Below are 13,941 nucleotides of genomic sequence, written 5' to 3'. Positions count from 1 at the left end.
GCTTTCTTGCTGATGCCGCCTTTGATCCTCTTACAGGGTGTATCTCAAAGTTATCCCGAATGTTCTTTGATCTCCAAGAACTGCAGCATAGTGACCTGCATTACCACCAGCGGGCAATAATTGCTCGAAGTAATCTTTATTGAATAAGTTACGACCCCAAACAAAGGCGGATAAGCCAGCTACTGATCTATAGCCCAGCCTACCGTTTACAAGCGTATATCCATCGATGTTCAGATATGCTGACGGAGATGGGCTTGATGAGAATTCAGAACGGTAAGCTCCGTCGATTGCTGTAAAGAATTTCGCTTCGCGCCTGAAGAACTTAGCAGGAGTACTAAACTCACCGCCAAATGATCCGGCCCATTTAGAAATCCCCGGAAGGCGTCCTCCGGAGATATCTTTAAATGATGGTGATAATCCAGTCTCTTCTAGTGGAAGAGGTGCGTTTGTAAAACGACCGTATTTTGCATCTGTATAAGCCGCTGCACCATAGAAATTGAATGATTGACTGGCTCTAAAGCTGGCATCCACCTCTACGCCCTTAACGTTCACTTTCTCCGCATTGGCGATGTAACCACGGTTAACGGTCAAATCAGGAGACTGAACGTTTGTCTGGTAGTCTTTAATATCTGAATTATGAAATGCTACATTCAGAGTTAGATGATTTATTGGGGTACTCTTTATTCCAAACTCATAATGCTTTGTGGTTTCAGGTTTGATCACCGCGTAGTCTAATATAGTTTTGCCTGCTTCAGGAGAGGGCAGACCGGCCACGTTTACACCAACCGGCTTAAAGCTTGTGGAATACGTAGCAAAGGCGTTAAGTCTTCTGCCTGGTTTGTACGCAGCAGTAACCGAATAGGTGAAATTTCTCTCGTCAGCGCTGGTTTCATAAGCCTGGCTGCTATATACTCCGTTCTTTATTTTTTGCAGTTCTGTTTTTACTGCAGCGCTATAACTGCTTGCAGCAACATCAAGACCGCCTCTTGCAGCGCGATCATAACTTACATCCTTATTATCATAGTTGATACGAACACCTGGCAGTATGTGGAACCCTTTAAAGAATTCCCAGTCAAGGCTGGCAAATGCTGCAGCACTCTGAGATTTGATAGAAGCTGTTGTATAAATACCATATCCTTCCAGAAGGCCCGGGGTAGCCCACAGCTCGTCGTTAGTTATGCCTGGAGTGTTTGCATTTGCGCCGGTTGAACTTTTTGAGAAACGTGCCTGAGCTGAACCCGATTCTTCAGTACCGTTAATTTTGACTTCCTGATCGATATAAAACAAGCCAACTACACCACTAAGCCTGTCGGAAATCTCTCCGGCATAACGAACTTCTTGCGACCAGTTTTCGTGTTTTGCCGGATTTTGCGATTTAGCTAATACAGGCAGACCTGTGAAATCCCTGTCATTAGATGGCTTCCAATCCCAATAGCGCCATGCTGAAGTAGATGTCAAGGTACCGGGACCTAGTTTTATCTCAGCGTTTAAAGACGCTCCGCCCAATTGATTACCTGATCTCCATGGTGTATCATGATCTATTTTACGATCAAAAGCATTTAAGCTTGGCAATGAATAGCCAAGATCAGAAATTATCGCATTGAACTGGCGATAAGCAGGACGCTTCGTGGTAACAACCCCGGCAACAACTTGTGCATAACCATCAGGTTTTTGATCACTTACATCACCGGCAAGCGTAATGGAAACATTTTCTGAAGGCTTGTAAAGCAATTGCGCACGGAAACCTAAGTTATTGATATCGTTCGTTGCTACGCCAGTTTTGACGTTATCAACCAAACCATCGCGTTGCGTGCCTGAAAACGAAAGTCTCCCTGCAAGTTTGCTACTCAAGGGCCCTGATACAGAAGCTTTCGCCTGGATAAATCCATAATTTCCGAAGCTGGTCTCGAAAGAGGCCTCCGGAATGAAACTTGCTTTACGAGTCACAATGTTAAAGGCTCCGGCACTGGTATTCTTACCAAACAAAGTTCCCTGAGGGCCACGGAGTACCTCTATACGTTCAACATCAATAAAATCAAGGGTAGCGGCTGCGGGACGTGCATAATATACACCATCTACGTAAAAACCAACACCGGGATCAAGGCCATCGTTAGTAAGTCCGAACGGAGAACCGATTCCACGGATATTAATTCCGGTATTGCGTGGATTGGAAGTATAAAGCTGGACGGAAGGAATAAGTTCTTTCGCACGGTTAACGTTGAATGCGCCGGCCTGCTCGATCTGAGAACCGCCCACTACCGAGATAGGAATGGGTACGTTTTGCAATACTTCTGAACGACGCCTGGAGGTAACAACTACTTCTTCGAGCAGAGCATCGTCTATCAGTGTTATCTGTAAGGGCGTATCCTGGAATTTGAGAACCTGAAAATCCTGAGGCTTATAACCAATAAAACTGACCCTAAGGTAAAATGGCGTCTCGGCGCTTACTCTAAGCCTGAAATTACCTATGGAATCTGTGATGACAGAGGACTTGGTACCTCTTACCAGCACATTAGCCCCAGCTAAAGGTCCTTTGCTGTCTCTTACATTCCCGACAAGGGTATGCTGGGCAAATAAAGGGGTAAGCTGACCTAAAAGGGCAAATAGTAGTAGAAGTTTTAGTGCATATGATGTACGTTTCATTATTATGATTATTTGATGAGATTAGTAAAAATTGAGAGTAATTGTAAGAGAAGCAAACAAACTGCTAACGACAGCAGCCGCAACACAGAGTGCTGCCTGAATAAGTCTGGGAAACTGAACTTGTTATTTGCTTCTTCATTTCATGTTGGGTTTGCTTATATAATCTATAGAACTGATAGACAAAGATACTTTGCTTTTTCATAACTGCAAATTTTTTTTACTCAAGCTTCCCTTATCCTGCAAATAGTCATGTTTTCAGGATCCCAGGAAATCTATTTTGGTTAATCCATGCTAATTTTGATCAAACAGCTCTGATATGGTACTAAAAATGTGCTCTATTTTTTTCTGCTGCGCGCAAAAAATTGGAAGTATTTCAACAAGAAAACCAATCACATGATTATTCGGATTCCGTAAAAAAGCACGAGGGTGATAAAATACAACTTCACGCGGCTCAATGGTTACAAGTGGAAAATACAGCAAAGCAGGAGTTCAACACAAGGGACCTGGTCCAAACTCCCAGCTAATAATTGAATACGAAAATTTTGTTTAAATTAGAGGAGATGCATAAAAAATTACCAGGGCAAAATGGAAAGACTATTTGGTTGTTTGGATTGTCGGGCGCTGGAAAAAGCACTATCGCTTCTTTACTGGACGAAATGTTTAGTCAGGAAAACCTGTTTTGTGTAAGACTTGATGGTGATCAATTGAGGGAGGGTATAAACGCAGGTCTTGGCTTTACGGACGAAGGCAGAGCCGAAAACATCCGCCGGACGTCGGAAATAGCAAAGATTCTTTGCTGCAATAACATAATTACTATCTGTTCTCTAATCACTCCACTTAATAGCCACCGAAGTATTGCCCGCGATATTTTAGGAGATAATCTTCTGGAAGTATTTGTGGATTGTCCGATTGAGATTTGTGAACAAAGGGATGTAAAGGGCTTGTATAAGAAAGCCCGGCAGCATAAGATCGAGAGCTTTACAGGGTACGACTCTGTTTTTGAAAGGCCCCAGCCTGGCGTTATGACCCTGGCTACTCATACCATTCCGGCAATAGAATGTGCCAGAATGGTGTTTGAAAAAGCCATTAAGGATGTTAAACCTGTTTAATCCTAAGAAGGCACTGCAAGTATCTGGCAAACAAAACTTCCGTTTTTGAGAGAGGGCTTATTGTATAAAAAGGGGGTACCATCAGAATTAGTAAATATTGCGCCACTACTTAAGGCAATAGCATGACCGGCAGCGGTATCCCACTCCATAGTTGGGCCCTTGCGGTAATAAATATGGGCTTTCCCCTCTGCTATCAAGCAGAACTTCAGTGAGCTGCCTGCGCTAAGAAGCCCAGTTACCGGATATGCTCTTAGAAAATCATTTTCAGTGGTATCTGAATGAGACCGGCTACCTAGCGCAATCCATGCCTGAGCTTTAAGATCTGCTTTTATCGGAATTGGTTCCTTTTGTGGAGTTTGCTTAAAGCAACCGGACGCATCTGCATAATAAAGCAAATTTTGACAGGGGATATAAATCACTCCAAGCACCGGGTGATTTCGGTGAATAAGGGCTATATTAACGGTGAACTCTCCGTTGCGGTTAATAAACTCTTTGGTTCCGTCAAGAGGATCAACACACCAGTAATATTCCCAATCTTTGCGTAGCTGGAACTCGATATCTGAACCTTCCTCGGAAAGAACCGGTATGTCCGGGTAAAGGGCTGAAAGTCCCTTCGCAATGATGTTATGAGATAACTTATCGGCAACAGTAAGCGGTGAACTGTCTTCCTTATAGGTTACGGCAGAGAAAGCTTCTTCATCTCCGTAAACAGACATTATGGCTTTTCCCGCTTCAACGGCAATTTTTAAAATCGGTTTAATTTCTGGCTTCATACCTGTTCTTTATAGCTTTTAAAATTTGCTCCTGAGGCTTTCTGTTTTCCAAATCATCAGGCTTTGCGGTCTGAAGTGTGTGTTTCTTCAATTCTGAATTCATCTGATCATAGAGCCCTATCTTGTCTTGAGAAAAAAGCACTGAACGTCTTTCGCTGCTTGTCTCGGTATTGAGTTGATAACCTAATTTTTTTAAGACTCCTCCGGCAAGGGATTCAAAGATCTCAAGATCGTCCTCTTTAAACGCATCTAAATATTTCCCTGTATTATCCTTGATGATCGGCTTCTTAAGATTGCTCCACATTTCACCTGCTTCGGCTGTAAGTTTTGACGTTCTGGATTCATAGAAAGAAAGCATTTTTTCTGAATACGTAATATCGAGAAAATGGCAAAGGCTTTTTACCGTAGTTTCCGGTTCGGCTATCAATGTTTCATAATTGAGCTTATAAAAACGGGCCGGATCAAGTTGTGCTTCCAGTTTTAAGCACGCTTCCTGGTCTTTCGTCCACTGCTTTGCCAGATGGTAGCTGTGTTTTTCGCCAACTACTGCTTTTTTGAAGGATGCGGCTACATCCCGCCCATCCCTGAAAAGGTAAACATATTTAAGATTTAAACCCGCAGCTTCAAGCTCATCTGCGTGATGAACATTGGCCATACTTTTGCAGCACCAGTACCTGGAATGCTTGGCTTCGGCAGCAGCTTCGTAGACCAGACGATTTAATTCGGGCAGCGAATAGTTTTTTGAGGAGCTGAAGATCTTCTCTTTGTCCAGGATTACTCCCTCCCATGGAACCGGGTTAGCCTTTACATACTCAACCACATCATCCACCAGGGTTCTGTAGGAGGATTCATTCAAAGTCCCATATAACGGAAGTAAGGGTAAAAATGTGATGAGTAAATGCGGCGGATGCGGAGAGGCAATCTCTTCCGACTGGTCTAGTATTACCCTCAAAAGATTAGATCCTGAGCGTTGAGTACCGATGATCTGAATGCCTGAAATATTTTCCATAGCTAACTGATAGTATAGTTTAGTACGCCAAAAAGAATTGCGCCGGCGACAAGGTAAACCGGGCTCACTTTATAGCGAAAATTCAAAGTAAATGAAATGAGAAGAGTCGCGAAAAGGATAAGACCCAACTTTTCCGGTAAAATTATCCTGTAGGCCGAAACTAGTATCAAAGCCACAACAACTGCTTTAATACCCCCAAGCATATTGCTTAGAAGGTTGCTTTCCCTGAACCTTCCTATGAAACTGCTTACCTTGATCACAAGAAATACCGAAGGGGTAAATATAGCTGCAGTTGCCAGCAGCGCTCCCAGGACGCCTGATATCTTATAGCCTATAAATGCCGCGCTGATAAGGATTGGGCCCGGAGTTGCCTGGCTGAACGCAATGGCATCCACAAACTCGCGGCTACTTAGCCAGTGCAGATCTTTCACAAAAAGAGCCTCCATAATAGGTATCATTACATAGCCGCCGCCAAAAAGTGAAAGGCTTATGCCTGCAAAAATGGTTATGAGCCGCAGATTCAGGGGACTGACCTGCCGTGAAAGATTCGAGAAGAACAAAACCTGGTTAAGGGCGAGTAAAAGCATAAATATGCGGTCTGCAATTAACCGGAGCTCTTTCTTTTTTGATATACAATCCTCTATGTGGTGTGAACCGGCAGAAACGGCTTTGACAGAGACGGGTGCCACCTGTAACAAAACTCCGGCAAAGGCACCGCCAAGCAACACTGCTATCGTAGCGAAGTAATTGCTGTAAAGTAGTAATGTCAGCAGCGCAGCAGCAAACAGCAGCATTTTTTTCTGATTGCCTTGCACTTCTTTTATGAACAAAGTAATCCCGGAAGTAAGGATCACAGCAGCAACTACACCAGCTACATACGTCATTCCTACTTTCCAGGTTGATGCCTGTCCCTGCGAGAAATATAACCAGGCCAGCCCTACGATGATCAGGAAGGCCGGCAAGATAACTGCTACGGTACTTACGATGGCTCCGCTGGTTTTCCGCAGATGATAACCTGTTTGTCCCACTACATTAACGGCCAGTGGTCCGGGCAGGAAACTGGCAATGCCGATACTGTTCAGAATAAATTCATTTTCGAGAACCTTATCTTTCTCTACCATGATCCTCTGAATGACAGAAACCAAGGCCATGTGCCCACCAAAGGATATAAGTCCTATTTTAAAGAAGGTAAAGAAAAGGTAATCCAGCCCTACCAGCTGCGTCTTATTCTGAACACCAGATTGCAGTGCTGCAGGATGTTCCATATTAAAAACCTTTCCCATCATATCGTCAAAAAACAGGTTTCGGATTTCGGAAGTCAGAAATTTCTTCAACACGGTACGGATCTCCCCCTACCCTGACTTTCCAGAGTATTTTTCCTTTCATGTCTGTGATTAGAAACGCTCTCGGGTCGGTCAAACAGAAAAGAAACTTGTCTTTCTTTACTCCGAATAAACCGGCACTGCCCTTGGCAGTAGTATAATATTCAGGAGGCAGTGCCACTATTCTTTCAGCATTTGCTACCATATTCTGTGTATCCAGGTTGAATATCATTGCCCGAGAGATATGCGTTTTATCGCCATTATCCAGAATCATAAGGCTCTTATTAAGAACCGGGTGTGCGTAATGCTGAGCACTGAAAAACAGTTTTGGGTCCAGGGTAAAGTCGCCTTTCTCGCCCAGCTTCCATAATACTTTTCCTGTCTTAAAATCAATTTTCCAAACCTGGTTAAGATCTCGGAAAGACATTAGGAAATCACCGTTCTCTAGTCTGTAAAGTGAGTTTGCATGAACCCAGTCTTTTTTATGCTTCAGTATTTCCGGATCTTTTAAAGGATCAAGATGATCTAATACCGACCATTCCCAAAGCTTTTTGCCTTGTTTAGAGAAAAGCACAATTCCATCGCCGTTCAGGGTATCCTTCTTTTTGCCCTTAACGGAAGAAAGATCAGCGAGCTTTTTGGTGAAGGTGAGGCTGTAGATATTACCTTCCTTGTCCTTTCTTACCTCATGATGAACCAATTTATCCATCTCTCCTTTCCCTTTTTTGAAGTGAGTAAGCACCCCTCCATCCATTGCCAGTTCTACGATCTCATCTCCGCCTGAGGAGGGTATTTTTTCCGGTCCAACAATACAAAGGACCGTTCTGTCTTTGGTCCAATGGCTCACTTTTACCCCTTTCTGAAACGCCTCATACCATACGATTTCGCCGGTGCGATCTATGATCACTACTGAACCCGGCTGGGTGAGGATCTGTGTTAAGAAGTATTTATTTTTCAGCTCTTCATCCACGGAGGGATCAGAACGTTCCAAACTAAAATAAGGCGTAGCCTGATAGATAGGTTGTGTTTCCAGAGGGTAGATCTTACTGCAGGCAATTTCTTTGCCCTTCTTCAGCATCACCCTGAAACGGTACGACGTGCGGGCTACCGTATTAGTGATATAAAGCTGATGTCGTTGCTTTCCATAAGAAACCGTAGAATATAAGGTATCCTTTGACCCTTTTTTCCAGTATTGGATAACTGCGTCACAGCCGGTGCTTGCATTTATATTTACCGGGAATCGTAAACGGTTAGAAGGAAGTTTCATCAGTTCAATGTTCTTTACCTTCAATGGGATAAATCTATCCTCTATTGATGTTCTAAATAACAGAAGCAGACATACCAGTAAACCAGCCAGTATTAGCCATATTTTCTTTTTTTTCATCCCCCTTATCACTGGTAAGTTTTATTTTTTTAAGCAGGAAAAAGATACTGCGTTACACAGTATCTTTTTTTCAAGATACACAATCTGTAGGACTATCTACTTCATGTGTTGTTATTATTTTACACGACCTGCATTCACGCCTGAATTCAGTGATGTGTTACTTTGAATTTCGATCTGAGGGTAAGGATAATATACATAATTTACCGCATCAGAGTAAGTTGTAGGGTTTTTAAGTGTAGGTACAACTTTTTCCTTAAATTTCAACAAGGGGTTCACACCATTACTTGCAGATTTTCCCCAGCGGATCAAATCGTCGCGACGACGACCTTCCATAAAGAACTCTTTATGTCGCTCTTCAAAGATGGCATCACGTAAAGCAGCTTTTGATGTAAAATTACTCAATAAATATCCAGGCAAATTACTTCTCGTTCTTACCTCATTTATAAGGTTGATGCTTTCCTGATTTGGACCATTCAGCTCATTCAATGCTTCGGCTCTCATAAGCAATACATCAGCATAACGAATGACCGTCACGTTATTGAAGCCTGAATAATTATAATTTCCGGTATGCGGATATTTAAGGTTATAAACAAAATTCGCCACCAGGGTATCTTTATCTGCAGCTTCAGCCTCGCCTCCGTACTCTTTAGGAACAGCCATTATCTGACCATAGATGGTAGTAAATTTACCCGTCAGTAGGTCTCGCCGTGCGTCTGCCGGATTAAATATCGAATAAAATGAAAGATTTAAAGGGAAGTTACCCCAGCCCCTGTTATAATCCCAGGGCGTAGAATTCTGACCAAAACTGTTCGAGTTGATGGTATAAGCACCCGTCTCGCTCGAGGACTTAAGCACAAAAATAAACTCATTATCAGAACGGTTGTCCCTTGAAAAAAGCGAAACAATGCCGCCTTCTGATTGATTGCGAAGGTCATATCCTTTATCAATTACTTCTTCTAATTTTTTAGCAGCATTGTCCCATTCCAGTCTTCTTATATAAAGGCGTCCCAGCAATGCTTTTGCAGCTCCCGAGGTGGCCCTGGCGACCTCGGAAGCGCCATATGAAGGAGGCAGGTTCTCTTCTGCAAATTGCAGGTCGGCGATCATTGCCGCTTCTATGGTAGCCTGATCTTCAAGTGGCGGATTTTCGTCGGCCTCTGAAAATTGTGAAGAAGGCTTGTTCAGCAAGGGCACACTTCCCCATAGGGATGTTGCGTCATAGTAAGCCAGGGCACGCAGGAACCTGACTTCGGCCAAATGCTGATTCTTCAACTTATCGGTCGACCCGTTACCTACATAATCAATGTTACTGATCAGTTCCTCCGACTCGTTCGCACGGGATATAAGCCTATAGATACTCGTCCATACATCGCCTATGGCCGAATTGCTGGCGTCATAGGTTAGCTGATCCAATTGAACTCCCTGACGGGCAGTTAAAGTGGTTGTTACCACATCGGCTGGATATTCATACAGCCAGTACAGGTACCCCGCATAATATCCATATCCCCCGTTATCTTTGAGCGCTGCATAGGTTCCTATAACGGCCTGATCGCCATTTACCGGTTTTGACAGTGTGTTGGCGTCAAAAACTGAAAACGTTTCTTCATCAAGTCCTTTTTCGCAGGCAAATACCACACAAGCAGTAATGGCTGCTATAAGAAATATATTTTTTTTAGTCCTCATTGCATTAATATTAAAAAGTTAGCTTGGCTCCGAACAGGAACATTTTATTAACCGGATAGGCATTGAAGTCGATTCCTCGAGCCACATTCTGGTTCTGCTGCGAATTATTCACTAGGTTTCCGATCTCAGGATCAAGACCAGAGTACTTGGTCCAGGTAATGAGGTTCTGAGCATTAACATACACATTTAATCCATCAACACCGATCCGGCGAGTAAACCTGTTTGGAATGGTATAGGCAAGAGTGATATTCTTGACCCTTAGATAGTCAGAGCTTTCAACAAACCTTGAATTCACCCAGCCGCCATGAGCATTGCCATAAAAACCACGTGCGGGTACAGTTCCTGTAGTATTTGTTGGCGACCAGGTATCAGTAACCAGCTGGGCAAGTCCGTTTCCTTGAGAAATCGGATTTAACAGATCGAGCTTTTGAACATTAATTAGCTTACCACCTGTTTGTCCCTGCATCACAATATCCAGTTCGAAACCTTTATAGCTAAAGCTGTTAGTGAAACCCAAATTGAGCTTGGGAACACCGGTTCCAAGAATCGTCCTGTCATCAGCGTTTACGATACCATCATTGTTGACATCTACGAACTTCGGATCCCCGGCTTCTGCGTTTGGATGAGTTGTGGACAAAACCGGATCGTTGTCCTGTATGATTCCATCATAAACATATCCATAAATAGTTCCGACAGGCTCACCGACACGGATAATAAAAGGTGTTTCGAAATTGGCATTACCTTCCGGCTTGAACGATCCCACGAAAGTGTCCGTACTTTTTGGCCCTATAGATGTAATCTTATTCTTGTTTTTGGCATAAGAGAAAGTACTGTTCCAGCGGAAACCGTTCTTATTGATGTTAGTAGTCTGCAGGAAAAGTTCAAAACCCTTGTTAGTCACTTCACCTCTGTTTCCAAAAAATGTTGTAAATCCATTGGATGATGCAATAGTACGATCCAGCAACAGGTCACTGGTTACCTTGCTGTAATAATCGGCTTCAATGATCACACGGTTATTAAAGAAACCCAGATCAAGTCCCAGGTCCAATGCATTCGTTTCTTCCCATTTCAAATCGGCATTTGCGATACGATTAACAGCGATACCATTCACCGTTGTTACTCCGTCGAGCGTATATTTCGTTGAATTGTCACTGGAGAATACAGCCTGTGAAATATTGGTAGGGATACGATCGTTTCCTGTGACCCCGTAACTTAGACGTAACTTACCTGTCTCAAGGAAATTGAGATCTTTAAAAAAGCTTTCTTCGTTAAAATTCCAGGCTACTGCTGCGGAAGGAAAATATCCAAGCTTACTATTAGCACCAAAAACAGAGGATCCGTCAATACGGTAGGTTCCTGTAAAAATATATTTATTCTTGTAGTCGTAATCTACCCGGCCGAACCAACTTTTACGCTTAATTCGGGTTTTTCCTGAATAGGCTCCAAACTGAGAGGCGACACCAAGATTATTATATCCCAGCTCATCGCTGGCGAAATTAGTAGCTGCTGTACCAACCTCCTTGTAAGTATATTTCTGGGCATTGTAACCCAATAACATGGTAACATTGTTATCTGATTTGCTGAAACTGTAGGTAGCCGTCGGGTTAAAGAGCAGATCATGTTCATCCATATTGGTCACAGAGGCCTGTCCTTTGGTATCTTTAGAATTGATAGCCGTGGAAGGAGAGAAATACAGGGCTTCAGTACGTGATAAGTCAGCTCCCAGGTCAGACTTCAGTATTAGGTTTTTTATAGGCTCATATTGCAGGGAGTAATAAGCCTGCGTACGAAAAGCCGAATTCTCACGGTCTTCTGCTTCCAGGGAATGAAGAGGATTTTGAGCATCAAGCCTTGCGCTCACACCACCGTCGAACGTCGAAGCCGGATTTGCCTTTAGCACCTGTTTAAGAAAACCGTTGACAGAGGATGGAGCCAGTGGAAGGTCATTTTGAATTCCATAGTTACCAAATACCCTGGCCGACATTTTTAACTTATCATTCACCTCGTGATTCACGTTTACACGCCCGCCAATTCTCTTGTAATTAGATTTTATCACCACACCTTCCTGACTCATGTAGTCAAAGCTCGAAAACACATTTGTTTTCGGACCGCCACCTTCGAAACTTAGGTTGTGATTCTGGACGTGCGCGGTACGAAAGACCTGTTCCTGCCAGTTTGTTCCCAATATACCTTGTTGCAAACTATCCAAACGACCCTGAGAATAAGGAATTGTCCCTCCTTCTCCCTCCTGCCTTGCAATCTCGTTCAGGCGCAATGCATTCTGATAGCCGTTCATCAGGTCAAACTGATTAATAACATTCTGAAAACCGGCATAGCTGTGAATATTCAAACTGCTTTTCCTCTTAGCGCCGCTTTTCGTGGTCACCATAATTACGCCGTTGGCTCCTCTGGCACCGTAAATAGCTGTGGATGCAGCGTCTTTTAGAATCGTTAGGGAAGCCACATCATCAGGATTCAAAGAAAATCCCACCTGGTCACTTACCGGAAAGCCGTCAATCACATATAAAGGTTCGCTATTGGCATTCAATGAGTTTGTGCCACGGATCCTTATAGATAGCGCGGCTCCGGGAGTTCCGTTGTTCTGACTTACCTGAACACCGGCAGCCCTTCCCTGAAGCATATTGGCTAAAGACAGGGAAGACTCATTAAGATCCTCTGCATTTAAAGTAACCGCTGAACCGGTAAAGGTGCTTTTATTCTTTGTACCGTATCCTACAACTACTACTTCGCTTAACTGCTCCACAGCTGACTGAAGTGTTACATTGACGATAATCTGGCTTCCAAGTGAGACTTCCCTGGTATTATAACCGATCATTGTAAATACCAATGTATCGCCCGGAGAAGCAGTGATTCTATAAGCACCTTCCACATTGGTGGTAGTACCTATTTTGGAACCTTTTACGGTAACACTTACTCCTGGAATGGACAAGTTATCCTCCCCGGTAACGCTTCCCGTTACCTGCTGCTGATTAAGGGATGATTGAGCTTTACCGCTTCCTTTTTTCTCTGCAGAATTAGCGACTTGCGGACTATTTAATAATAAACTCAGAATGAGTGCAGGTACAGCCTGCCTGTAAAGCAAGCGGGAAGCTAGAGCTTCGGGTGGTACCCTTCTTTTTGTAAAACATTTCATCATAGTGCTAATTATTGCTATTGATTATCGTATTGGGTTCGTTCTTTTTATTATATCTCAGGACTTATCGCCAGGCTCCCGAAAGCACGTGATCTTTATCCAGTCAACGTACATATAGTCGGTTGAAAAATCTGCCCTGCCTATCCACCAGGGAAACCATATACCTATCCAGAACTTCGAAGCTATGTCCGGCACGGTTTCATAAGAGGTATGCATTAACTTATCGTCATAATACCATTCCACCCGTGGCTTCTCATTATTACCACCCGTATGCCACTCGAAGCGATACAAGTGGTACTGCCCGTCTGCCTGGTTACCAAAATATACATCTGCATTTCTGTGATCCTTTTCGGCTACACCCCGCCAGTTCGTCATCAGGCCCCAGTTTATATCAGAGGTCTCAGGGGAGTTCGGCTTTTGATTTCTACCCGGAAATTCAAAGTCTATTTCATGATTAATGGTATCGTGTTCATAATAGTAGGTCCAGAAAGCCGACAAAGCACCTGCCTGCGGGCAGATCTTCGCCCTGATCTCATATCTGCCTGAAGCAAATCTTTTATTTGTGGAGATAGCGCCACCTACCTTCGTTTTCTGACCATGCCCCCAAACCTTACCTTTGTAAAAATTACCGTTGGCCTTAATCACCAGGTTACCGTCTTTCACATATACATGTTCGGGGATCACTCCCCCATGGGTTGTCCGGGAAGTATCCTCCCCCCATTTGGAATTCACTTTATCCCATAGAGAGCGGTTCAACTTCGTACCGTTGAAATCATCAAAAAAGTCTTGTGAATTAGCTGGCAGTGCCAACCCGAAAAACATACAGGTAATTAAAAGGTTCTTTATCTTTTTGTTCATGCTGGC

Annotated in this window: 9 protein-coding genes; 1 reads left to right on the top strand and 8 read right to left on the bottom strand. The window is 43.5% G+C overall.

Annotated elements, in window-relative coordinates; translation table 11 throughout:
* Nucleotides 1-30: 30 nt before the first annotated feature.
* Nucleotides 31-2,643 carry a TonB-dependent receptor gene (locus J3P37_RS12200; RefSeq protein WP_256011468.1) on the bottom strand — a complete coding sequence of 871 codons (2,613 nt, stop codon included), beginning with the start codon at nt 2,641-2,643 and terminating at the stop codon, nt 31-33.
* A gap of 560 nt (nt 2,644-3,203) precedes the next feature.
* On the opposite strand from J3P37_RS12200, the gene cysC reads away from it, so the two are divergent.
* Entirely contained in the window at nt 3,204-3,752 is a 549-nt protein-coding gene (gene cysC / locus J3P37_RS12195) for an adenylyl-sulfate kinase (RefSeq protein ID WP_256011467.1), read from the top strand.
* A 2-nt stretch (nt 3,753-3,754) separates the two neighbouring features.
* On the opposite strand, the gene cysQ is transcribed toward cysC, so the two are convergent.
* From cysQ to J3P37_RS12160, 7 genes are all read right to left on the bottom strand, one after another.
* Nucleotides 3,755-4,525: a 3'(2'),5'-bisphosphate nucleotidase CysQ gene (gene cysQ / locus J3P37_RS12190; RefSeq protein ID WP_256011466.1), complete on the bottom strand. Its 771-nt coding sequence runs from the start codon at nt 4,523-4,525 to the stop codon at nt 3,755-3,757.
* On the bottom strand, nt 4,509-5,534 hold the full coding sequence (locus tag J3P37_RS12185; protein WP_256011465.1) for a sulfotransferase family protein: 1,026 nt from the start codon (nt 5,532-5,534) through the stop codon (nt 4,509-4,511). Before J3P37_RS12185 ends, cysQ begins: the two co-directional genes overlap by 17 nt.
* A 2-nt stretch (nt 5,535-5,536) precedes the next feature.
* Nucleotides 5,537-6,799, bottom strand: a complete 1,263-nt coding sequence (gene chrA / locus J3P37_RS12180) for a chromate efflux transporter (protein WP_256011463.1) — start codon at nt 6,797-6,799, stop codon at nt 5,537-5,539.
* Between the two features lie 25 nt (nt 6,800-6,824).
* Nucleotides 6,825-8,240 carry an aryl-sulfate sulfotransferase gene (locus tag J3P37_RS12175; RefSeq protein WP_256011462.1) on the bottom strand — a complete coding sequence of 472 codons (1,416 nt, stop codon included), beginning with the start codon at nt 8,238-8,240 and terminating at the stop codon, nt 6,825-6,827.
* Nucleotides 8,241-8,354: 114 nt separating this feature from the next.
* Nucleotides 8,355-9,923, bottom strand: coding sequence for a RagB/SusD family nutrient uptake outer membrane protein (locus J3P37_RS12170; protein ID WP_256011461.1), 1,569 nt, complete (start codon nt 9,921-9,923; stop codon nt 8,355-8,357).
* Between the two features lie 10 nt (nt 9,924-9,933).
* Nucleotides 9,934-13,080 carry a SusC/RagA family TonB-linked outer membrane protein gene (locus J3P37_RS12165; protein ID WP_256011459.1) on the bottom strand — a complete coding sequence of 1,049 codons (3,147 nt, stop codon included), beginning with the start codon at nt 13,078-13,080 and terminating at the stop codon, nt 9,934-9,936.
* A 54-nt stretch (nt 13,081-13,134) separates the two neighbouring features.
* Nucleotides 13,135-13,935: a glycoside hydrolase family 16 protein gene (locus J3P37_RS12160; RefSeq protein WP_256011458.1), complete on the bottom strand. Its 801-nt coding sequence runs from the start codon at nt 13,933-13,935 to the stop codon at nt 13,135-13,137.
* Nucleotides 13,936-13,941: the final 6 nt, after the last annotated feature.

The organism is Desertivirga xinjiangensis (assembly GCF_024436435.1).
In the GTDB taxonomy this organism is placed as follows: Bacteria; Bacteroidota; Bacteroidia; order Sphingobacteriales; family Sphingobacteriaceae; genus Desertivirga; species Desertivirga xinjiangensis.
This window is presented reverse-complemented; position numbering and strand designations above follow the sequence as displayed.